General features: G+C 71.8%; 16 protein-coding genes and 1 tRNA gene. 9 read left to right on the top strand and 8 right to left on the bottom strand.

Annotation, left to right across the window (positions count from 1 at the left end; translation table 11 throughout):
* The first annotated feature begins 82 nt into the window (after positions 1 to 82).
* Positions 83 to 1,519: a pyruvate kinase gene (gene pyk / locus IH48_RS0125565; RefSeq protein WP_030909236.1), complete on the top strand. Its 1,437-nt coding sequence runs from the start codon at positions 83 to 85 to the stop codon at positions 1,517 to 1,519.
* 14 nt (positions 1,520 to 1,533) lie between these two features.
* Here the strand turns inward: pyk and IH48_RS0125560 are convergent, their stop codons facing one another.
* Positions 1,534 to 2,475, bottom strand: a complete 942-nt coding sequence (locus tag IH48_RS0125560; RefSeq protein WP_078850025.1) for a helix-turn-helix domain-containing protein — start codon at positions 2,473 to 2,475, stop codon at positions 1,534 to 1,536.
* A gap of 85 nt (positions 2,476 to 2,560) precedes the next feature.
* Positions 2,561 to 2,643, bottom strand: a tRNA-Leu gene (locus IH48_RS0125555).
* Positions 2,644 to 2,736: 93 nt separating this feature from the next.
* On the opposite strand from IH48_RS0125555, the gene IH48_RS0125550 reads away from it, so the two are divergent.
* A complete protein-coding gene (locus IH48_RS0125550; protein WP_030909234.1) occupies positions 2,737 to 3,381 on the top strand; it encodes an ANTAR domain-containing response regulator in 645 nt (214 codons plus the stop codon).
* Between the two features lie 41 nt (positions 3,382 to 3,422).
* On the opposite strand, the gene IH48_RS0125545 is transcribed toward IH48_RS0125550, so the two are convergent.
* Both IH48_RS0125545 and IH48_RS0125540 read right to left on the bottom strand, forming a co-directional pair.
* Positions 3,423 to 3,935, bottom strand: coding sequence for a hotdog fold thioesterase (locus tag IH48_RS0125545; protein ID WP_051840572.1), 513 nt, complete (start codon positions 3,933 to 3,935; stop codon positions 3,423 to 3,425).
* Between the two features lie 62 nt (positions 3,936 to 3,997).
* Positions 3,998 to 6,331 (bottom strand): FdhF/YdeP family oxidoreductase, encoded by a 2,334-nt coding sequence (locus IH48_RS0125540; protein ID WP_051840570.1) that lies wholly within the window; start codon positions 6,329 to 6,331, stop codon positions 3,998 to 4,000.
* A gap of 205 nt (positions 6,332 to 6,536) precedes the next feature.
* On the opposite strand from IH48_RS0125540, the gene polA reads away from it, so the two are divergent.
* Both polA and IH48_RS0125530 read left to right on the top strand, forming a co-directional pair.
* A complete protein-coding gene (gene polA / locus IH48_RS0125535) occupies positions 6,537 to 9,248 on the top strand; it encodes a DNA polymerase I (protein ID WP_030909231.1) in 2,712 nt (903 codons plus the stop codon).
* A 195-nt stretch (positions 9,249 to 9,443) separates the two neighbouring features.
* Positions 9,444 to 11,228: a lytic transglycosylase domain-containing protein gene (locus tag IH48_RS0125530; RefSeq protein ID WP_030909228.1), complete on the top strand. Its 1,785-nt coding sequence runs from the start codon at positions 9,444 to 9,446 to the stop codon at positions 11,226 to 11,228.
* Between the two features lie 334 nt (positions 11,229 to 11,562).
* On the opposite strand, the gene hrpB is transcribed toward IH48_RS0125530, so the two are convergent.
* A complete protein-coding gene (hrpB, locus tag IH48_RS0125525) occupies positions 11,563 to 14,139 on the bottom strand; it encodes an ATP-dependent helicase HrpB (protein ID WP_030909226.1) in 2,577 nt (858 codons plus the stop codon).
* Positions 14,140 to 14,142: 3 nt separating this feature from the next.
* Complete coding sequence (locus tag IH48_RS0125520; protein ID WP_030909223.1) at positions 14,143 to 14,982, bottom strand: class I SAM-dependent methyltransferase; 840 nt, start codon at positions 14,980 to 14,982, stop codon at positions 14,143 to 14,145.
* 425 nt (positions 14,983 to 15,407) lie between these two features.
* Between IH48_RS0125520 and rpsA the strand changes: the two genes are divergently transcribed.
* The 3 genes from rpsA (at position 15,408) to coaE (ending at position 18,727) form a co-directional block, all read left to right on the top strand.
* Positions 15,408 to 16,919, top strand: a complete 1,512-nt coding sequence (rpsA, locus tag IH48_RS0125515) for a 30S ribosomal protein S1 (RefSeq protein ID WP_030909219.1) — start codon at positions 15,408 to 15,410, stop codon at positions 16,917 to 16,919.
* A 197-nt stretch (positions 16,920 to 17,116) separates the two neighbouring features.
* The gene (locus IH48_RS0125510) at positions 17,117 to 18,061 is read left to right on the top strand and encodes a PAC2 family protein (protein WP_199810003.1); all 945 of its coding nucleotides are present in this window, start codon (positions 17,117 to 17,119) and stop codon (positions 18,059 to 18,061) included.
* A gap of 51 nt (positions 18,062 to 18,112) precedes the next feature.
* A complete protein-coding gene (coaE, locus tag IH48_RS0125505; RefSeq protein ID WP_030909213.1) occupies positions 18,113 to 18,727 on the top strand; it encodes a dephospho-CoA kinase in 615 nt (204 codons plus the stop codon).
* A 44-nt stretch (positions 18,728 to 18,771) separates the two neighbouring features.
* On the opposite strand, the gene IH48_RS0125500 is transcribed toward coaE, so the two are convergent.
* Entirely contained in the window at positions 18,772 to 19,071 is a 300-nt protein-coding gene (locus tag IH48_RS0125500) for a DUF6343 family protein (protein ID WP_030909210.1), read from the bottom strand.
* An 89-nt stretch (positions 19,072 to 19,160) separates the two neighbouring features.
* Here IH48_RS0125500 and IH48_RS0125495 point away from each other — a divergent pair, with 89 nt between their 5' ends.
* Positions 19,161 to 20,114: an acyltransferase domain-containing protein gene (locus IH48_RS0125495; protein WP_234434383.1), complete on the top strand. Its 954-nt coding sequence runs from the start codon at positions 19,161 to 19,163 to the stop codon at positions 20,112 to 20,114.
* Positions 20,115 to 20,136: 22 nt separating this feature from the next.
* Here IH48_RS0125495 and IH48_RS0125490 read toward each other — a convergent pair whose 3' ends face one another.
* A complete protein-coding gene (locus IH48_RS0125490) occupies positions 20,137 to 20,478 on the bottom strand; it encodes a hypothetical protein (protein WP_030909205.1) in 342 nt (113 codons plus the stop codon).
* Positions 20,479 to 20,701: 223 nt separating this feature from the next.
* Here IH48_RS0125490 and IH48_RS33585 point away from each other — a divergent pair, with 223 nt between their 5' ends.
* Positions 20,702 to 21,754 carry a slipin family protein gene (locus tag IH48_RS33585; protein ID WP_078850023.1) on the top strand — a complete coding sequence of 351 codons (1,053 nt, stop codon included), beginning with the start codon at positions 20,702 to 20,704 and terminating at the stop codon, positions 21,752 to 21,754.
* Positions 21,755 to 21,822 lie beyond the last annotated feature (68 nt).

Raw genomic sequence — 21,822 nt, 5'->3', positions numbered from 1 at the left:
ACAACGGGCGTTAACCCAAAGGATGTTGACCCGCAACGCGAGCCTGAACTCCTACCGATCGGTAAGGACTACGCTCGGTTGCATGCGCCGAGCGAAAATCGTCTGCACCCTGGGCCCCGCGACCGACTCGTACGACCAGATCAAAGCACTGGTCGAAGCCGGCATGGACATCGCGCGCCTCAACCTCAGCCACGGCACCTACGCCGAACACGACGACCGCTACCAGCGCGTGCGCAAGGCCGCCGAAGAAGCCGGCCGCAGCGTCGGGATCCTCGCCGACCTTCAAGGCCCGAAGATCCGACTCGGCCGCTTCACCGAAGGCCCCGTACTGCTTGAACGCGGAGACACCTTCACCATCACCGTCGAACCCCACCACGGTGACCGCCACACCTGCTCCACCACCTACGCGGGACTCGCCGCCGACGTCACCACCGGTGAACACATCCTCGTCGACGACGGCAAAGTCAACCTCCGCGTCAACGCCGTCGACGGGCCGCGCGTCCACACCACCGTCGTCGAAGGCGGCATGGTCTCCGACCACAAGGGACTCAACCTCCCCGGCGTCGCCGTCTCCGTCCCCGCCCTCTCCGGCAAGGACGTAGAAGACCTCCGCTGGGCACTGCGCACGGGCGTCGACGCCATCGCCCTCTCCTTCGTCCGCAACGGCCACGACATCGACCCCGTCCACCGGATCATGGCCGAAGAAGGCGTACACCGCCCGGTCATCGCCAAGGTCGAGAAACCCCAGGCCGTCGACGCAATCGAGGACATCGTCGCCGCCTTCGACGGCGTGATGGTCGCCCGCGGCGACCTCGGCGTCGAAATGCCTCTCGAAGACGTCCCCATCGTGCAGAAACGCACCATCAAACTCGCCAAGCGCAACGCCAAACCCGTCATCGTCGCCACCCAGATGCTCGACTCGATGATCGACAATTCCCGCCCCACCCGCGCCGAAGCCTCCGACGTCGCCAACGCCGTCATCGACGGCACCGACGCCGTCATGCTCTCCGGCGAGACCAGCGTCGGCAAACACCCTGTCGAAACCGTCCGCACCATGGCACGCATCGTCGAAGCGGCAGAGGAAGACGTACTCGCCAAGGGCCTCCCGCCCCTGACGGCAACCAACAAACCCCGCACCCAGGGCGGCGCGGTCGCCCGCGCGGCCGCCGAAATGGGCGACTTCCTCGGCGCGAAGGCCCTCGTCGCCTTCACCGAATCAGGCGACACGGTAAAGCGCCTCTCCCGCTACCGCTCGCCCATCCCGCTGCTGGCCTTCACGCCCGACCCCGCGACACAGGCACAGCTCAACATGGTCTGGGGCGTCGAAACCTTCCTCGGCCCGCACGTCGACTCCACGGACGCCATGGTCGAGCAGGTCGACGAGATGCTCCTGCGCCTTGGCCGCTGCCAGAAGGGCGACACGGTGGTCATCACGGCGGGCTCCCCGCCCGGCGTCCCCGGCACGACGAACATGGTCCGGATCCACCACATCGGCGAGGACGACAGCCCGAAGCGGTAGCGAGCCGCGCTCGCTCAGTGCTTCGGGCCGACGTGGGCGTCCATCAACGCGACGGACGCCCGCCGGGCCACGGATATGTTCTGCACGCTGCGGCTGTTGTTGCAGGACTTCCATTCGACACCGACGAGGTCGAGGGCGTCGGTGTAGAGCTGCCTGATGTCGTACGAGACGTTGGCGAAGAAGTACCGCGGATACTCGTATCGCTTCCGAACACCGCCCACGACTCTCTCTGTCCAGTTGGTGACACGGCAGCCGTCGGAGTGGATGAGCCCTCGGATGAAGTCCCACGGGTGCTCGTCGACGATCTCCTGCTGCCAAGTTTCGAGCACGATGCGCCTGTCGTGTTTCTTGCCGGGGCCGTGCTGTGGGAAAAGGCAGAACAGGTGCTTCGAGTACACCTTGACGTTGGTGCACCCGGGTCGTCGCACGCGGCAGGTGGCGTTGTCCGGCAGGACGGCATGCATGGCCGCCTCACACGCCTCGATGAGGCCGGGCCAGTCGTCGCAACACGTGATCATCAGGCTCGGTGCGTGATGCTTGGTGTAGTGGATGATGTGGCCGTCCCCCAGGTAGAGGCCAAGGAGATAGGCGTAGGCGGGCGCATCGAGGGTTCGGCCATCACATCGGGGGCACATCGCGCCTCCTCTACCGGGACTTTCTCCCCGCTTGGCGCGGTCTACGTGCAGCCAGTAGCCGATGGTGCCGTACGGAATGCCGAGGTGGCGTGCGACCTCGGCATTCTTGGCGCCGCCGCGCAGCATGGTCAGTGCCTCCTGCCGCGCCTGCGGCGGATGCACGCTCGCGGGGCGCTCGCCGTGCCTTGTCCGGTTCAGGTGGGCCCAGTGGGTGACCGTGCCGTACGGAATGCCCAGCTCACGTGCTACTGCTGTGCACTTCGCGCCCTCGCGGAGCATTGCCAGCGCCCTCTGTCGCACTTGTGTGCTGTGAGTGCTCATCTGAACACTATGGGCGACAGTCTATTGCGCTGAGTAGCCAAAAGCGGATGTTCACCAGAACGTGAACATCCGCTTGCGACTACTGTGCCGGGTGCGGGATTCGAACCCGCAAGCCCTCACGGGCAGAAGTGTTTGAGACTTCCGTGTATGCCCTTCCACCAACCCGGCTCCACCCAGTCCGCAGTGTACCGGCTGACCGTCTCGCGCCGCAGCTGGGTAGGCTCATGATGAGCAGCACCCCGCCGTGAATCGAGGAGCCCCGTGACCACCCCCGACTCGCCACAGCCCGTCGAGGACGACGACACGTCGCACGTTCCGCCGATGACGACGCGTGTCGTCATCGCCGAGGACGAGGCGCTGATCCGTCTCGATCTGAAGGAGATGCTCGAAGAGGAGGGGTATTCCGTCGTCGGCGAGGCCGGGGACGGGGAGCGGGCCGTGGAGCTGGCGCGGGAGCATCGGCCGGATCTGGTGATCCTCGATGTGAAGATGCCGGTGCTCGACGGGATCTCGGCGGCCGAGCGCATCGCCGCGGAGTCGATCGCCCCGGTGCTGATGCTGACGGCGTTCTCGCAGCGTGATCTGGTGGAGCGGGCGCGGGACGCCGGGGCGATGGCGTATCTGGTGAAGCCGTTCAGCAAGTCGGACGTGGTGCCGGCGATCGAGATGGCGGTGTCGCGGTTCGCGCAGTTGCGTGCGCTTGAGCGTGAGGTCGTGGACCTGACGCAGCGCCTGGAGACCCGGAAGCTGGTGGACCGGGCGAAGTCGGTGCTGCAGACGCAGTACGGGCTGACGGAGCCGGCGGCGTTCCGGTGGATCCAGAAGACGTCGATGGACCGCAGGCTGTCGATGCAGCAGGTGGCCGAGGCGGTCATTCAGGACGCCGAGGAGAAGAAGGCGAAGTAGGACGGCCGGCTTGGCGCGCATCGGCGCGCCAAGCCCGGGGGTCAGGCGCTGGGGGTGTCCTGGCGTGCCGCGGCCGGGGCGTCGCGCAGGAGGCAGGTGAGGCGGGCGGTGCAGACGCGCCGTCCTTGTTCGTCGGTGATGACGATCTCGTGGCTGGTGGTGGTGCGGCCGCGGTGCACGGGGGTGGCGACGCCGGTGACGGTGCCCGTGGAGAGCCCCCTGTGGTGGGTGCAGTTGAGGTCGACGCCGACGGCGATCTTGGTGCTGCGGCCGTGCAGCATGGCTCCGACGGAGCCGAGGGTCTCGGCGAGTACGGCGGACGCGCCGCCGTGCAGGAGCCCGTAGGGCTGGGTGTTGCCTTCGACGGGCATGGTGCCGGTGACGCGGTCGGCGGATGCTTCGGTGATCTCGATGCCCATGCGGGTGCCGAGGTGGCCGGCGGAGAAGAGCGCGGTGAGGTCGATGCCGCCGGCCGCGTATTCGTCGATGATGTCCTGCGGCAGCTTGAGGCCGGGCGGCGTGCCGGGCCGGTCCCGCTCGTGTGTGTCGGCCATGGGTCCGCTCCGTTCCTGTGCGTGCGTGTCCTGTGCGTGCGTGCTGTCGTGATTATCGGAACTTACTGGTCGGGCGTGGCGGCCGGGGTGTCCGGGGCCGGCGGGGCGCCGTCCGCCGGTTCGAAGCGGACGATGACGGATTTGCTGGTGGGGGTGTTGCTGGCGTCGGCTGTGGCGCCGAGCGGCACGAGGACGTTGGTCTCGGGGTAGTAGGCGGCGGCGCAGCCGCGTGCGGTGGGGTAGTGGACGACGCGGAAGCCGGGTGCGCGGCGGTCGACGCCGTCCTTCCATTCGCTGACGATGTCGGTGAGGGAGCCGTCGGCGAGGCCGAGTTCACTCGCGTCCTGCGGGTTGACGAGGACGACGCGGCGGCCGTCGTGGATGCCGCGGTAGCGGTCGTCGAGGCCGTAGATGGTGGTGTTGTACTGGTCGTGCGAGCGCAGCGTCTGGAGCAGTAGCCGGCCTGCGGGTACGCGCGGGTGTTCGACGGGCGCGTCGGTGAAGTTGGCCTTGCCCGTGGTGGTGGGGAAGCGGCGTTCGTCGCGGGGGGCGTGGGGGAGGGCGAATCCGCCGGGGCGTGCCACGCGGGCGTTGTAGTCCTCGAATCCGGGGACGACGCGTGCGATGCGGTCGCGGATGGTGGCGTAGTCCTTTTCGAAGTCCTCCCAGGGTGTGTGGGAGGTGGCGCCGAGGACGGCGCGTGCCATGCGGGCGACGATGGCGGGTTCGGAGAGCAGGTGGGGGGAGGCGGGGGGCAGGTTGCCGCGGGAGGCGTGGACCATGCCCATGGAGTCCTCGACGGTGACGATCTGCTTGCCGCTTTCCTGTTCGTCGCGGTCGGTGCGGCCGAGGGTGGGGAGGATGAGGGCGCGTGCGCCGGTGACGGCGTGGGAGCGGTTGAGTTTGGTGGAGACGTGGACGGTGAGGCGGGTGGTGCGGATGGCGGCTTCGGTCACGTGGGTGTCGGGGGTCGCGGCGACGAAGTTGCCGCCCATGGCGAAGAGGACTTTGGCGTCGCCGTCGCGCATGGCTTCGATGGACCGTACGACGTCGTGGCCGTGGTGGCGTGGTGAGGTGATGGCGAATTCGCGGTCGAGTGCGTCGAGGAATTCGGGTGCGGGGCGTTCGAAGATGCCCATGGTGCGGTCGCCCTGGACGTTGGAGTGGCCGCGTACGGGGCACACGCCGGCACCGGGGCGGCCGATGTTGCCGCGCAGCAGGAGGAAGTTGACGACTTCCTTGATGGTGGGCACGGAGTGCTTGTGTTGCGTGAGGCCCATGGCCCAGCAGACGATGGTGCGCCGGGAGGCGAGGACCATCCGGTGGGCCTCTTCGATGTCTTCGCGGGTGAGGCCGGTGGCGGTGAGGGTTTCGTCCCAGTCGGCTTCGCCGGCGGCTTTGGCGAAGGCGTCGTAGCCATGGGTGTGTTCGTCGATGAAGCCCTGGTCGACGGCGCCCGGGGTGTCGAGGATGAGTTTGTTCAGGAGGCGGAAGAGTGCTTGGTCGCCGCCGATCCTGATCTGGAGGAAGAGGTCGGTGAGTGCGGTGCCTTTGAGTGCTCCGCGCGCTGTCTGGGGGTTCTTGAACCGTTCGAGTCCGGCTTCGGGCAGCGGGTTGACGGAGATGATCCGCGCTCCCGCGGCTTTCGCCTTTTCGAGTGCGGAGAGCATGCGGGGGTGGTTGGTGCCGGGGTTCTGGCCGGCGACGATGATCAGGTCGGCGTGGTGGATGTCTTCCAGTGAGACGCTGCCCTTGCCGATGCCGATGGTTTCGGCGAGGGCGGTGCCGGAGGATTCGTGGCACATGTTGGAGCAGTCGGGCAGGTTGTTGGTGCCGAATTCGCGGGCGAAGAGCTGGAGGAGGAAGGCGGTCTCGTTGGCGGTGCGGCCCGAGGTGTAGAAGAGGGCTTCGTCGGGGGAGTCGAGGGCGCGCAGTTCCTCCGCGATGATCTCGAAGGCCTTTTCCCAGGTGACGGGTTGGTAGTGGCCGTCGCCCCCGGGGGCGTCGCCGCGTTCGAAGAGGACGGGCTGGGTGATGCGTCCCTGCTGGCCGAGCCAGTAGCCGCTGCGGGTGGCGAGGTCGGACAGCGGGTGGCCGGCGAAGAAGGCGGGGGTCACCCGGCGGAGGGTGGCTTCTTCGGCGACGGCTTTGGCGCCGTTCTCGCAGAACTCGGCGATGTGCCGGTGTTCGCCCTCGGGCCAGGCGCAGCCGGGGCAGTCGAAGCCGTTCTTCTGGTTGACCTTGAGGAGGGTGCGTGCGGTGCGCGCGGCGCCCATCTGCCGCTGGGCGATGGTGAGGCTGTGGCGGACGGCGGGGATGCCGGCGGCCGCGTGCTGGGGCGGGTTGGTCGTCGGCGCGTCCTGGGCGGGGTCGTCGGCCGGGGGCTTGCTGGCCATGCTTGCTCTCGCTTCCTGCCGGGTCCTGGTGGGGACCCCTTCCGGACAGGGTCCGGAAGCTGATTGTCTACAGTATCCAATCTTATTCCCCGCCGCCCGGCCCGGCGGTGATCTCGGCACGGATGTGACGCGGCCCACCGTCCGCGCCGCCCACCCGGGAGGCGGGCGGTCGGGATTGTCAGTGGGGCGTGGCAGGATCGGAGCCGTGGCCGAGACAGCATCGAAGAAGACCGCGCAAGACCGTCCTCGCCTGCTCCTCATGGACGGGCACTCCCTGGCGTACCGGGCGTTCTTCGCGCTGCCCGCGGAGAATTTCACGACCGCCTCGGGCCAGCCGACGAACGCCATCTACGGCTTCGCGTCGATGCTGGCGAACACTCTCCGCGACGAGGCGCCCACGCATTTCGCCGTGGCCTTCGACGTGTCGCGCAAGACGTGGCGCTCCGGGGAGTTCCCCGAGTACAAGGCCAACCGCTCGACGACACCGGACGAGTTTAAGGGACAGGTCGAACTCATCGGCGAGTTGCTCGACGCGATGCACGCGGAGCGCTTCGCCGTCGAGGGGTTCGAGGCGGACGACATCATCGCCACGCTCGTCACGCAGGCGGAGGCCGAGGGGTTCGAGGTTCTGATCGTCACCGGCGACCGGGACTCCTTCCAGCTGGTCAGCGAGCACACGACGGTGCTGTACCCCACCAAGGGCGTCTCGGAGCTCACGCGCTACACCCCCTCCAAGGTGCAGGAGAAGTACGGCCTCACGCCCGCCCAGTATCCCGACTTCGCGGCCCTGCGGGGCGACCCGTCGGACAACCTGCCGGGCATCCCCGGCGTGGGCGAGAAGACCGCGGCGAAGTGGATCAACCAGTTCGGGTCGTTCGCCGATCTCGTCGCGCGCGCCGACGAGGTCAAGGGCAAGGCCGGCCAGAACTTCCGCGACCACCTGGAGTCGGTGAAGCTCAACCGCCGCCTGACGGAGATGGTCAGGGACGTGCCGCTGCCCAAGGCCGTTGCCGGGCTGGCGCGCGAGCCCTACGACCGCTCCGCCCTGACGGGCGTGCTGGAGACGCTGGAGATCCGCAACCCGAGCCTGCGCGAGCGGCTGCTCGCCGTCGACCCGGGCGCGGCCGAGGCCGAGCCGCCCGCGCCCGCGCAGGGCGTCGAGCTCGACGGCTCGGTGCTCGCCTCGGGCGAGCTGGCGCCCTGGCTCGCGGAGCACGGCGCGGTGCCGCTCGGCGTCGCCACGGTCGACACGTGGGCGCTCGGCACGGGCAGCATCAGCGAGGTCGCGCTGGCCGCCGCCGACGGCCCCGCCGCCTGGTTCGACACCACGCAGCTCGACGAGGCCGACGAGCGCGCGTTCGCCGGCTGGCTCGCCGACGCAGGCCGCCCCAAGGTCCTGCACAACGCGAAGAACGCGATGCGGGTGCTGCCCGAGCACGGCTGGCGCATCGAGGGCGTCGGCATGGACACCGCGCTCGCCGCCTACCTCGTCAAGCCGGGCCGCCGCTCCTTCGCGCTCGACTCGCTGGCCGTGGAGTACCTCGGCCGCGAGCTCACCCCGCCGGCCGCGGCCGACGGCCAGCTCGCGTTCGGCGCCGACGAGCGCGCCGAGGCGGAGGCGCTGATGGCGCAGGCCCGCGCGGTGCTCGACCTCGGGGACGCGTTCACCGAGAGGCTGGCCGAGGTCGGCGCGTCCCGCCTGCTCGACGAGATCGAGCTGCCGACGTCGGCGATGCTGGCCCGCCTCGAACGGCACGGCATCGCCGCCGACCGCGCTCATCTGGAATCCATGGAGCAGCAGTTCGCGGGCGCCGTGCAGCAGGCGGTCAAGGAGGCGCACGCCGCGGTCGGCCGCGAGTTCAACCTGGGCTCGCCCAAGCAGCTCCAGGAGGTCCTCTTCGGGGAGCTCGGCCTGCCGAAGACGAAGAAGACCAAGACGGGTTGGACGACGGATGCCGACGCGCTCGCCTGGCTCGCCGGGCAGACCGAGCACGAACTGCCCGTGCTCATGCTGCGCCATCGGGAGCAGGCGAAGCTGCGCGTCACCGTCGAGGGGCTGATCAAGACCATCGGCGGGGACGGCCGCATCCACACGACGTTCAACCAGACCGTCGCGGCGACGGGCCGGCTGTCCTCCACCGACCCCAACCTGCAGAACATCCCCGTCCGCACCGACGAGGGCCGGGCCATCCGCCGAGGGTTCGTCGTCGGCGACGGCTACGAGTCGCTGATGACGGCCGACTACAGCCAGATCGAACTGCGCGTGATGGCCCACCTGTCGGAGGACGACGGCCTCATCGAGGCGTTCACCTCCGGCGAGGACCTGCACACCACGGTCGCCTCCCAGGTCTTCTCCGTGTCCAAGCCGGCCGTCGACCCCGAGATGCGCCGCAAGATCAAGGCGATGTCGTACGGCCTCGCCTACGGCCTCTCCGCGTTCGGCCTGTCCCAGCAGCTGGGCATCGAGGCCGCCGAGGCGCGCGTGCTGATGGAGAACTACTTCGAGCGGTTCGGCGGCGTACGCGACTACCTGCGCCGCGTCGTCGAGGAGGCCAGGGCCACCGGCTACACCGAGACGATGCTCGGCCGCCGCCGCTACCTGCCCGACCTCAACAGCGACAACCGCCAGCGCCGCGAGGCCGCGGAGCGCATGGCGCTCAACGCGCCGATCCAGGGCACGGCCGCGGACATCGTCAAGATCGCGATGCTCCGGGTGGAACGCGCCCTGGCCGAGGCGGAGCTCGCCTCCCGCATGCTGCTCCAGGTCCACGACGAGATCGTGCTCGAGGTCGCACCCGGCGAGCGCGACCGCGTCGAGGAGCTGCTGCGCCGTGAGATGTCGGCCGCGGCCCAGCTGCGGGCGCCGCTGGACGTCTCCGTCGGCTCGGGCACCGACTGGGAGTCCGCGGCGCACTGACCGGGCGCGCCCGCCCACCCTTGGTGATTCCTGTGCGCGCGGCCGCCGGCGATCCGCCGGGACGGCCGAAACTCACAGGTGGCGAAGTGGTGAAAAGCGGTCAGGGGGCGCTGTGCTGCGGCCGCGCGGTGTCGTAGGGTCACCTGAGTCAATGCGCGGCAACGCGGACTCCGGTCTGGGGGAGGGTCATTCGTCATGGCAGCGCTATTCGGTCGCAGGCTGCGCAGAGGAGCGACCAGCACGGCGGTCGCCGCCGTCGCCATCGCGGCCCTCTCCGCCTCGCAGGCCCCCGGCGCCACGTCGGCGCTGTCCGGCGGGGCGAACGGCGGAAAGAAGCCCGCGGGCGACGCCCAGGACCGTACGCCCGACACGGCGAGCGGCAACTCGAAGTACTACACGGACCTCCCGCCGCTCGACTCGCCCACCCCGGCCCCCGGTTCCTCCGCCGGCGCCACCGGATCCCCGGAGTCGGGTATCCCGGCGACGGTCCTCGACGCGTACAAGAAGGCCGAAGCGAGCCTCAGGGAGAGCAGCCCGCAGTGCCGCCTGCCGTGGCAACTGCTCGCTGCCATCGGCAAGGTGGAGTCGGGTCAGGCCCGCGGCGGCGAGGTCGACTCCCACGGCACCACGCTGCACCCCATACTCGGGCCCGTCCTCAACGGCGACGGCTTCGCGAACATCCCGGACACCGACAACGGGCTGTACGACCAGGACAAGGTCCACGACCGCGCCGTCGGGCCGATGCAGTTCATCCCCGGGACGTGGCGGACCTGGCAGCGCGACGGCAACAACGACGGCATCAAGGACCCCAACAACATCTACGACGCGGCGCTCGCCACCGGTGCCAAGCTCTGCGCGGGCAACCACGACATGTCCGTCCAGGCCGACATGAACGCCGCGATCCTGAGCTACAACCGCTCGCAGGACTACCTCAACACCGTGCTCTCGTGGTTCGAGTACTACAAGAAGGGCACGCACCAGGTCCCCGACGGCACGGGCGTCCTGCCCACCGGGACCGGGCCCGGGTCCCTCGGCCCCACGTCCCCCGCCACGACCCCGCCGTCCTTCCCGCACGTCGGCACTCACTCGCCGGGCCACTCCCCGTCGCCGTCCCCGTCGCAGGACATTCCGAAGTCCGGGTCCACCACGTCGCCCTCGCCCACGCCAGGCGGCTCTTCGACGAAGCCCGGCGACCCGACCTCACCCCCGAAGGGCGGCTCCACCACGCCGCCGGACAAGCAGACGCTGGCGAAGCTGGCGAAGACGGCGGGGGACTCCCTGTCCGCCATCGCGGGCACCGAGTTCGGCGGCCATGCCGAAGTCCGCGCGCTGGACTCGAAGGGCGAGCCCATGGCCGGCGTCAGGGTCACGTTCCTGATCTCCGGCGACACGGACGCCCGCTTCGACGGCGGCGAGGCCATGGCAACCGCCACCACGGGCAAGGACGGCACGGCGAACGCCCCCGCGGTCAAGGCCGGCGACAAGGTGGGCGACTTCACCGTACGGGCCACCGCGGGCGCCGCCCCGGCCGTCGACTTCAAGGCGACGGTCACGGTACGCACCGCGGACAAGCTCGTGTACGTCGGCAAGGACGGCGACCAGAGCGCGGCGCCCAGCGCCGAGTTCGCCAACCCCATCGAGGTCAAGGCCACCCGCGGCGGCCAGGCGGCGGGCAAGGTCGCCGTGACGGCGACGATCCTCACCGACAAGGGCGCGCCCGCGCCGGCGGGGGCGCCGTCCTTCACGTCGAAGGACCTTGAGCCCGGCACGCAAGAGGTGAAGCTGACCACCGCCGCCGACGGCACGCTCACGCTCCCGAAACTCGTCGCGGGCAAGGACTCCGGCACGTACGAGGTGAAGCTGACGGCCGAGGGCGGCGGCAGCGTGACGGTCAAGGTGACGGTCACCCCGCCGTCCGGCGACTCGTCGGACGCACCGTCCGGCGGTGCCTCGGCGTCCCCCGCCCCCTCGGCGAAGTAGCCCGCCGACCGCACGCGAAGCGCCCGCCGCCGCCCGACCACCCTGCCGGGGGCGGCCGTGGACGTGCACCACGGCGTCCCTCGACGAGATCGGGCCCGTACGCGGCGCGCGGGCAAAGGGGTCGGTGCGCCACCTCGACGGCCGCCGTTCAGGGCGGCGGATGCACCGGCCTCCCCGCGCCCGGCGGCACCACCTCGGTCGTGTCAGGCCGCGGCACGTATCCGAGCCGCGCCGGGCGGCCCCGGTCGTCCGGGCCGCCGTGCGACCCGGGGCATTCCGTGCGAGGCGTCGCGCGCCGGGCCCGCGCTCCGCGCGGTACGTACCGCGGCCCGCGTTACCGTCCGCGGGGCCTTACCCGCCGCGTCGCTTCCGCCGTGGACGGGTCCTCGGGCCACGGGTGGCGCGGATAGCGGCCGCGCAGTTCCGCGCGCACCGCGCGGTAGCCGTCACGCCAGAACGACGCCAGGTCCGCCGTCACCGCCGCCGGGCGCCCCGCCGGGGACAGCAGGTGGACCAGCACCGGCACGCCCGCGACCCGCGGGGTCTCCCGCAGCCCGAACAGCTCCTGCAGCTTCACCGCGAGCACCGGCTGCTCGCCGCCGTACTCCACCCGCACCCGCGACCCGCTCGGCACCTCGATCCGCTCGGGCGCAAGCTCGTCAAGGCGACCCGCCTCGCCCGATGCCCACGGCAGCAGCCGCCGCAGCGCCTGTCCCGCCTCCAGCCGCTCCAGGTCGGCGCGGCGCCGCGCCCGCGACAGCTCGGGTTCCAGCCACTCGCCCGCCCGGTCCCACAGCGCGCTGTCCGACACATCGGGCCAGCCGCCGCCCACCGCGCGGTGCAGGAACGCCAGCCGGTCCCGCAACTGCCGCGCATCGCGCGTCCAGTGCAGCAGGCCGAACCCCTCGCGCCGCACGCCGTCGAGCAGTGCCTCCCTCACCAGCGCGGGAGCCGGGTTCCTGAGCGGCCTGACGGCCAACTCCACGGCCCCGAGCCGCTCCACGCGCCTCGCGAGCACGTCGCCGCCCTCCCAGCGGACCTCCTCCGCCGTCGAGCGCAGCTCGCCCGCGACGTCCAGCGCGGTGGCCTCGTCGATCACCGCGGCCAGCCGGACCCTCGCGACCGCCGCCGTGGCCGGACGGTCCGCGACCGCGACCGCCAGCCACTCCTGCCCGCGCAGCCGCGACCCGTCACCCGGCCCGGCGCCCGTCCCCGACACCATGAGGAACGCGCCGTCACCCTTCGCCCGCGCCACACGCTCGGGAAACGCCAGGCCCGCCACCAGGCCCACCACCGCGTCGTCCCCCACGGCTCCGGTGGCTCCTGTGGCGCCGTCGCACCGCCCGCGCGCGGCGGCGGGCAGCGCGCCCTCCAGGCGCCGCACCTCCTGGCGCCACCGCGCCCCGTACGCGTCGGAGCCCGCGCGGGCAGTGCGCAACGCGGCCGCCAGGTCGTCCCCGTAGCCGCGCGGCGGCTCCTCGCTCAGCAGTGCCACCACCTCGGCCGCGCGCCGCGCGCCGACCCGCTCCGCGCCGTCCAGCAGCGCACGCGCCAGCCGCGGGTGCACGCCCAGGCGAGCGAGGCGGGCGCCGCGCGCCGTGGCGCGGCCGCTGCCGTGCTCGGTCGCGCCGATCGCGGCGAGCACCGCGCGCGCGGCGGCCAGCGCCCCCGCGGGCGGCGGGTCGAGCAGCGCGAGCCCCGACGCGTCCTGATCACCCCAGCAGGCGGCCTGGAGCGCGAAGGCCGTCAGGTCGGCCACGCGGATCTCCGGCGCGGGGAAGCGCGCCAGGCGCCCGTGGTCCGCCTCCGTCCAGCACCGGTACACCACACCGGGTGCCTCGCGCCCCGCGCGTCCGGCGCGCTGCCGCGCCCCTGCCCTCGACACCCGTACCGTCGTCAACGCGCCCAGGCCCCGTGCGTGGTCCGTACGGGGCTCGCGCGCGAGCCCCGCGTCGACGACGACCCGCACGCCGGGAACCGTCAGGCTCGACTCGGCGACCGCCGTCGCCAGCACCACACGCCGCCCGCCCGCGGGACCCGCGAGCACCGCGTCCTGCACGGCCGCGGGCGCGCGCCCGTGCACCCGAAGCACCTCGGCGCCCAGTTCAGCCGCACCGCCCAGTTGCCCGGCGACGCGCTCGATCTCGCCGACGCCCGGCAGGAACACCAGCACGTCGCCCGGGTGCTCGGCGAGCGCCCGGCGCACCACAGAGGCCACGTGAGTCAGCAGCGCCGGGTCGACGCGCGTGCCGTGCGGCGGGCGCACGGGACGGGCAGGCGGCGCCCACACCACGTCCACCGGATGCGTCACGCCCTGTGCCGTCACGACCGGGGCGTCGCCGAGCAGCGCGGACCAGCCGGCGGCGTCGGTCGTCGCGGACGCGGCCACCAGCCGCAGCTCGGGCCGCAGCGCGGCCCGCACGTCGAGCAGGAACGCGGCGGCCGTGTCGGCGTCCAGGTGCCGCTCGTGGCACTCGTCGAGGATCACCACGTCGACGCCGGCGAGCTCCTGGTCGCGCTGGAGGCGCTGGAGCAGCACTCCGGTGGTCACCACCTCCACGACGGTCGAGGGGCCCACGGCGCGCTCACCGCGCACCGTGAAGCCGACGCGCTGCCCGGGCCGCTCGCCCAGCAGCCACGCCATCCGCCGGGCCGCGGCGCGCGCCGCGATCCGCCGCGGCTCCGCCACCAGCACCCGGCGCGCAGGGCCCCGGCGCGTGGGCAGCAGCCCCGCGGGCAGCGATCCCGCGGGCAGCAGCCCCGCGAGGGCGAGCGGCACCAGCGTCGTCTTGCCCGTGCCGGGCGGCGCGCACAGCACCGCGCACCCGGCCGCGTCGAGCGCGCCGGCCAGCTCGGGCAGCGCAGTGCGGACGGGCAGCGCGGCGAGCGCGTCCTCGCGGGCGGCGCCCATCCGTCAGTCCCGCGAGCAGACGAAGACGGCCGTCCCCGGCAGGTGGGCGCCGCGCAGCGGGGACCAGCCGCCCCACTCCTGGGTGTTCCAGGCGGGCCACTCCGGCTCCACCAGGTCGAGCAGCCTGAACCCGGCGGCCGTCAGGTCGCGCACCCGGTCCCCGAGCGTGCTGTGGTGCTCGACGTACACGGCGCGGCCCCGCTCGTCCTGCTCCACGTAGGGCGTGCGGTCGAAGTACGACATGGTCGCCGTCAGGCCCTCGGGACCCGGCTCGTCGGGGAACGCCCAGCGCACCGGGTGCGTGGCCGAGAACACCCAGCGCCCGCCGGGCCGCAGCACCCGGTGGACCTCGGCGAAGACCTTGCGCGGGTCGGCGACGAAGGGGATCGCGCCGTACGCCGAGCACGCCAGATCGAAGGCGCCGTCGCAAAACGGCAGCACCGCCGCGTCGGCCTGGACGAGCGCGACCGAGCCCGAGCGCTCCCCGTCGATGCGGCGTCCGTGCTGCAACTGGCGGTGCGAGAGGTCGAGGGCCACGGGGCGCGCGCCCTGCGCGGCGAGCCAGCGCGAGCACTGGGCCGCGCCCGCGCCGATCTCCAGGACGTCGAGGCCGGCCAGCGACTCCAGCGGACCGAGCAGGCCCGCCTCCATCTCGTCCAGCCCCTCGGGGCACCAGACGAAGCGGTCGTCGCCGAGGAAGGTGCCGTGCTCGCTCTGGTACTCGTCGGCGTTCCTGTCCCACCAGCCCCGGTTGGCACGGGAGCTCTCCGCCTCGCCGGCGGTGCGGCGGGCGGCCTCCGGTTCGTCCGCGGCGTGTTCGTGTGCGTCGTGCTCTTGGATGATCTCGCCCGTCGTCGTAAGGTGCCTGCAGTTCCGGCCGCGCGGGCCGCGGCCCGAGTGTGGCAGTAAGGCGCGCGCCCGCGTGTGCGGGGGTTGCGCGAGGGGCGCGCGGCGCCCGAGCGGTGTCCGGTTCGCGGCGTGTTCGTGACGGCGTGTGCCGGGTATGCGGTGTTGCGCCCCGGGTGTGCGCCTTCGCGCATTGACCATGCCTGGCCACCCCCGTATGCTAAAGGTTGCGCTGCGGGCTTGCGCGCCTCAGACGTAGCAGCCGCGCTCGCATCTGTCGTGAGTCCCCTCGGTCCGTCGAGGCGCCCACCCCGGTTACCGGGTCGGCGCCGACCGGCCTGTCCGGCCCCCGCAGACGCGATATCGGGCTCTCGGCGTAGCAGTACCTACGATCCAATGTCCGTACCGGAGCCCTTTCCCACATGACGAGCAGCACCGAGACCACCGCCACCACCCCGCAGGTTGCGGTCAACGACATCGGTAACGAGGACGCCTTCCTCGCCGCGATCGACGAGACGATCAAGTACTTCAACGACGGCGACATCGTCGACGGCGTCATCGTGAAGGTCGACCGGGACGAGGTCCTGCTCGACATCGGTTACAAGACCGAGGGTGTCATCCCCTCCCGCGAGCTTTCGATCAAGCACGACGTCGACCCCAACGAGGTCGTCGCCGTGGGCGATGAGATCGAGGCCCTGGTTCTCCAGAAGGAGGACAAGGAAGGCCGTCTCATCCTGTCCAAGAAGCGTGCGCAGTACGAGCGCGCCTGGGGCACGATCGAGAAGATCAAGGAAGAGGACGGCATCGTCACCGGTACGGTCATCGAGGTCGTCAAGGGTGGTCTCATCCTCGACATCGGCCTCCGTGGCTTCCTGCCGGCCTCCCTGGTCGAGATGCGCCGCGTGCGCGACCTCCAGCCCTACGTGGGCAAGGAGCTCGAGGCCAAGATCATCGAGCTGGACAAGAACCGCAACAACGTGGTCCTGTCCCGCCGTGCCTGGCTGGAGCAGACGCAGAGCGAGGTCCGCCAGACCTTCCTCACGACCCTGCAGAAGGGCCAGGTCCGCTCCGGCGTCGTCTCCTCGATCGTCAACTTCGGTGCGTTCGTGGACCTCGGCGGCGTCGACGGCCTGGTGCACGTCTCCGAGCTGTCCTGGAAGCACATCGACCACCCGTCCGAGGTCGTCGAGGTCGGCCAGGAGGTCACGGTCGAGGTCCTGGACGTCGACATGGACCGCGAGCGCGTCTCCCTGTCGCTGAAGGCGACGCAGGAAGACCCGTGGCAGCAGTTCGCCAGGACGCACCAGATCGGCCAGGTCGTCCCGGGCAAGGTCACCAAGCTGGTCCCGTTCGGCGCGTTCGTCCGCGTGGACGAGGGCATCGAGGGCCTGGTCCACATCTCCGAGCTGGCCGAGCGCCACGTGGAGATCCCGGAGCAGGTCGTCCAGGTCAACGACGAGATCTTCGTCAAGGTCATCGACATCGACCTGGAGCGCCGCCGCATCAGCCTCTCGCTGAAGCAGGCCAACGAGGCGTTCGGTGGCGACCCGGCCGCGGTCGAGTTCGACCCGACGCTCTACGGCATGGCCGCCTCCTACGACGACCAGGGCAACTACATCTACCCCGAGGGCTTCGACCCCGAGACCAACGACTGGCTCGAGGGCTACGAGACCCAGCGCGAGGCGTGGGAGACGCAGTACGCCGAGGCGCAGGCGCGCTTCGAGCAGCACCAGGCCCAGGTCATCAAGTCCCGCGAGGCGGACGAGGCCGCGGCGGCCGAGGGTGCGGCGGCTCCGGCGGGCGGTGGTGGCGGCAACGCCCCGGCGTCGTCCGGCGGCTCGTACTCCTCGGAGTCCGGCGACAACTCCGGCGCCCTCGCGTCGGACGAGGCGCTGGCGGCGCTGCGCGAGAAGCTGGCCGGCGGCCAGAGCTGACGCGGACCGCGGCGGGCACGGCCGTGCCCGCACCGTAGCGACGAACGGAAGGCCCGCTCCCCCCGGGGAGCGGGCCTTCCGCGCGCCTGGGAGCGGCCCGCGAGGGTACCGGCGGCGGCCCGGGCACGCACGCCGGGGGAATGCCCACGCCCGCCGGGACGTTGACGCCTGGGACAGCACAAGGAGGAGCGGTAACAGTGCTTGATCCGCAGGATTTGTACGAGTGGGACCCGAAGGGCCTCGGCGCCGTCGACATGGCGCTGGCGCAGGAGACCGCGGGCCTCGTCATGCTCTACCACTTCGACGGATACATCGACGCGGGCGAGACCGGCGACCAGATCGTCGAGAACCTGCTGGAAGCCCTGCCGCACCAGGTTGTCGCGCGCTTCGACCACGACAGGCTGGTGGACTACCGGGCCAGGCGGCCGCTGCTGACGTTCAAGCGCGACCGCTTCACCGACTACGAGACGCCGACCCTCGACGTCCGCCTCGTGCAGGACGCCACGGGCGCGCCGTTCCTGCTCCTGTCCGGGCCCGAGCCCGACGTGGAGTGGGAGCGCTTCGCCGCGGCCGTCGACCAGATCGTGGAACGCCTCGGCGTCCGCCTCGTGGTGAACTTCCACGGCATCCCGATGGGCGTCCCGCACACGCGCCCTGTCGGCGTCACGCCGCACGGCAACCGCACGGACCTCACGCCGGGCCACCCGAGCCCGTTCGACGAGGCCCAGATTCCCGGCAGCGCCGAGTCGCTGGTGGAGCTGCGGCTGATGGAGAAGGGCCACGACGTGCTGGGTGTCGCCGCGCACGTGCCGCACTACGTCGCCAGGTCGTCGTACCCGGACGCGGCCCTGACCGTCCTGGAGACGATCACCGCGGCGACGGGTCTGGTACTGCCGGCCGTCGCGCACGCCCTGCGCACCGAGGCCCGGCGCACTCAGACGGAGATCGAGCGCCAGCTCGGCGAGGGCGACGACGACCTCGTCGCGATGGTCCAGGGCCTTGAGCACCAGTACGACGCGGTGCTCGGCGCGGAGACCCGGGGCAACCTGGTGGCCGAGCCCGCCGAGTTGCCGACGGCCGACGAGATCGGCCTGGAGTTCGAGAGGTTCCTCGCCGAGCGCGAAGGGGAGGGCGGCGCCTGAGGAGCCGTGGTGCCGGCGCCGTCCCGGTGACCCGTGAGTAGGGTGAGCCCCATGCTGAGAGTGGGGCTCACCGGCGGTATCGGAGCGGGCAAGAGCGAGGTAGCGCGGCTGCTCGCCTCCTACGGAGCGGTGATCGTCGACGCCGACCTGATCGCCCGGGAGGTCGTCGAGCCGGGCACGCCCGGCCTCGCGGCCGTGGCCGCCGAATTCGGCGAGAAGGTACTGACGCCCGAGGGAGCCCTGAACCGGCCTGCCCTCGGCGTGCTCGTCTTCGCCGACGAGGAGAGCCGCCGCGCGTTGAACGCGATCGTGCATCCACTGGTCAGGGCCAGGTCCGCGGAGCTCGAACGTGCGGCGGGAGACAGCGCCATCGTCGTGCAGGACGTGCCGCTGCTGGTCGAGGGCGCGATGATGGACCAGTTCGACGTCGTGATCGTCGTGGACGCGTCACCGGCGACCCAGCTCGATCGGCTCGTGCGGCTGCGTGGCATGCCCGAGGCGGACGCGCGCGGCCGGATGGCGGCCCAGGCGACCCGCGAGCAGCGCCGCGCCGCCGCCGATGTGATCATCGACAACGACGGGCCGCGCGAGGCGCTCGAACCGCAGGTGCGCGCGGTGTGGAAGCAGCTGGAGGAGCGCGCCGCCGTCGCCACCCGTAAGCCCTGACCGGCCCGGCAGCCCGCATCGCTGACAGGACCTGTCAGGTCCTGTCAGGGTCGGTGCAGGTGCTGGGCGCGTGGATAGCGCCGGAGCGTGCCGCGCACCGGCTCGTACGGCGGGATGTCGCGGCCGGGCTGGAAGTGCGGGCCCTGCCGCATGCGGTGGACGACCAGGGCGATGTCCGCCAGCGCGATCAGGGCGACCGCGGCGCACAGCCCCGCCCACACCTCCACGCCGGCGAATACGAAGATGACGGCTCCGGCCGCCGCCCAGAACAGGCCCCATACACTCAGCCACAACCGCAGGCGCAGCGGACTGCGTGCGGTGACAGGCTCGTTTCCGGTACGCATGGCACTCGCACCTCCCAACGCTCGTCACCCACTCGTTCAAGGGTATGACGGCGTACGACAGAGGGACGCGACGGAAGGGAAGGACGCCGGTGACCGGCAAACCGACCGCGGAACCCGCCGTGCCGGAGACGGACGAGGACCTGGCCGACCTGCTGCTCGACCTGACCGTGCCGCACGAGGACATCGCCGGCATCCTCGCCCTGCGCCGCAGGATCGCAGCGGACCGCGCCCTGCGCGCGACGGCGGACGACGCGGTCGCCGTGCTCGTCGCGGGGATGGGTGCCGGCGGCTCGGGACGCACGGAGGGCGAGCGGCCACATCTGCCCGCACTGCCCGAGGACATCGGCGCTCTCGAGCCCTACCTTCCCGTCTACGTGTACGTCGCCGCGCTGCCGGTCGTACGGGCATACCACCGCGAGCGGGGCGTCCCCGAGGACATCGGCAGGCGGACGCTCGCCGACCTCGGCCGGCAACTGGCGGTGCACCGCAGGCGGCACGGCACCGGCGGGCTCGCCCACCCCGGGTGGCCCGCCCTGCATTTCAGGGGCGAGCTGTACCAGCTCGGGCGGCTCCAGTTCGAGCGGGCCGGGCTCGGCGCGCGCACGGCCGCCGCCGTCTCCGCGGCCGGCGTCGCCGCGTCCGCGGGCGATTCGTGCCTGTCGCTGCACATCCCGGACTTCCTCGGCCCGCTCGCGCCCGGCGCGGTCGACAGGTCGCTGGCCAGGGCGAAGGCGTTCTTCGCCCGCCACTTCCCCGAGGAACGCGCCACGGTCGCCACCTGTCACTCCTGGTTGCTCGACCCGCAGCTCGCCGCCTACCTCCCGCCCGGCTCGAACATCATGCGGTTCCAGTCACGCTTCGCTCCCGCACGTCCCGGTGAAGCGCCGGAGACCGAGGACCGCGACCCGGTCGGCTTCGTCTTCGGGGACCCGCGCCTCGACCACGACCGGCTGCCGCGCCGCACGACGCTGGAGCGTGCGATCGGCGACCACCTGCGGGCCGGCAGGCACTGGCACGCGGGCCACGGCTGGTTCGCGCTGTGACGCGCGGCCCCCGGCGGCGGGGTCAGTGGACGAAGCGGTAGCTGCGCCACGGCGGCGTTCCGGCGGTGACGTCGTTGCTGAGCTCGGTCGCGATGTACGCCGACTGGCCGCCGCCGCAGTTCGGCGAGTGGTAGACGATCAGATCGACGAGGGTGCCGTTCTTGACGGCGCTCGCCCCGGCCGGGCCGAACCGGTGGCAGCCCTTGACGAGCGGACTGTTCACCACGACGACCTGGCCGTCGGTCGAGAGGTGGTCGACAGGGCCGACCGCCGTCCTGCCGAGGCTGGAGCAGCCGGCGAGCCCGGCGGTCAGGAGCGCCGTGCAGGCAGCCGTGGCGACGCGCCGATGCTGATTCACGTACATGGACCGTCCTCATCTCTGCGGTGGACCGTGCGCGGTGCGCCGTACGGTGGCGGGTGATGCCACCCTGCCCGACCGCGGGCGGCCGGGCACGCGGTGTACGGCCGGCCGGGCGAGCCGTGCGGCGCCTGGCACGGCCTGTCCACCCCGCGCCGCGGCCCTCGACCCGCCGCGGCCGCGGGCTTACCTTGGACAGGGGGACCGGGTCCGTCCTCAGGGGGCCGTCATGGTCGATGTTGTGGTCACGGTAGTGGTCGCCGTGGTGTGCGTGGCGTGCGTGTACGCGATGGCCGCCGCGCGGGTCGTCAAGCAGTACGAGCGCGGCGTGGTCTTCCGGTTCGGGCGGCTGCTCCCCGAGGTGCGCGGTCCCGGATTCACCTGGATCGTGCCGTTCGCGGACCGGCTGCACAAAGTGAACATGCAGATCGTGACGATGCCGGTGCCAGGCCAGGACGGCATCACGCGCGACAACGTGACGGTCCGCGTCGAAGCCGTCATCTACTTCAAGGTGGTCGCTCCGGCCGACGCCGTGGTGCGCGTGGAGGACTACCAGTTCGCGGTCCTGCAGATGGCGCAGACATCGCTGCGGTCCATCATCGGCAAGAGTGACCTCGACGACCTGCTGTCCAACCGGGAGAAGCTCAACCAGGGCCTGGAACTGATGATCGACAGCCCGTCCGTGGGATGGGGCGTGCAGATCGACCGGGTGGAGATCAAGGACGTGTCGCTGCCCGAGACCATGAAGCGCTCCATGGCGCGGCAGGCGGAGGCCGACCGGGAGCGGCGCGCACGGATCATCAACGCGGACGCCGAGTTGCAGGCCTCGAAGAAACTGGCCCAGGCGGCCCACGCGATGTCCGGTGAGCCGGCGGCGCTCCAGCTGCGGCTGCTGCAGACCGTGGTCGCGGTGGCCGAGGAGAAGAACTCGACGCTGGTGCTGCCCTTCCCGGTGGAGTTGCTGCGCTTCCTGGAACGCGCGACGCCCGCGCAGGCCGCGCACGCGGTCAAGGCGGTGTCGGACGTGGCCATGGAAACGGCGGGATCGCCGGAGGCGGCGCAGGACGGCTCGGCGGAGGACGGTGCGGCGCAGGACGGTGCGGCGCAGGACGGTGCGGTCGGTCGGTCCGGTACCGGGGACGGCGGGGCCGCGGCCCTGGCCGCCGGTCCCGATGAGCCCGCCGTCGTGCCGCCGCTGCCGGAGCGGGACCTCGCGGAGCCTTCCGTGGAGCCCTCCGAGGTGCCGGGGCCCGCCGCGGGCGACGGGGAGCGCCCGGCCTGAGTGACGTGGGTCCGCGAGCGCACCCGGCCCGGCGTTCTGCCGCCACGTGCCCTGTGACCTGGGCTGAC

The organism is Streptomyces sp. NRRL F-5126, from assembly GCF_000721265.1.
In the GTDB taxonomy this organism is placed as follows: Bacteria; Actinomycetota; Actinomycetes; order Streptomycetales; family Streptomycetaceae; genus Streptomyces.
This window is presented reverse-complemented; position numbering and strand designations above follow the sequence as displayed.

Bases quoted from the DNA above. Each gene is read 5' to 3' on its own strand.
- pyk (WP_030909236.1), top strand. From the start codon at position 83: ATGCGCCGAGCGAAAATCGTCTGCACCCTGGGCCCCGCGACCGACTCG.
- IH48_RS0125560 (WP_078850025.1), bottom strand. From the start codon at position 2,475: ATGAGCACTCACAGCACACAAGTGCGACAGAGGGCGCTGGCAATGCTC.
- IH48_RS0125545 (WP_051840572.1), bottom strand. From the start codon at position 3,935: ATGGCCGACACACACGAGCGGGACCGGCCCGGCACGCCGCCCGGCCTC.
- IH48_RS0125540 (WP_051840570.1), bottom strand. From the start codon at position 6,331: ATGGCCAGCAAGCCCCCGGCCGACGACCCCGCCCAGGACGCGCCGACG.
- IH48_RS0125530 (WP_030909228.1), top strand. From the start codon at position 9,444: ATGGCAGCGCTATTCGGTCGCAGGCTGCGCAGAGGAGCGACCAGCACG.
- hrpB (WP_030909226.1), bottom strand. From the start codon at position 14,139: ATGGGCGCCGCCCGCGAGGACGCGCTCGCCGCGCTGCCCGTCCGCACT.
- rpsA (WP_030909219.1), top strand. From the start codon at position 15,408: ATGACGAGCAGCACCGAGACCACCGCCACCACCCCGCAGGTTGCGGTC.
- coaE (WP_030909213.1), top strand. From the start codon at position 18,113: ATGCTGAGAGTGGGGCTCACCGGCGGTATCGGAGCGGGCAAGAGCGAG.
- IH48_RS0125500 (WP_030909210.1), bottom strand. From the start codon at position 19,071: ATGCGTACCGGAAACGAGCCTGTCACCGCACGCAGTCCGCTGCGCCTG.
- IH48_RS0125490 (WP_030909205.1), bottom strand. From the start codon at position 20,478: ATGTACGTGAATCAGCATCGGCGCGTCGCCACGGCTGCCTGCACGGCG.
- IH48_RS33585 (WP_078850023.1), top strand. From the start codon at position 20,702: ATGGTCGATGTTGTGGTCACGGTAGTGGTCGCCGTGGTGTGCGTGGCG.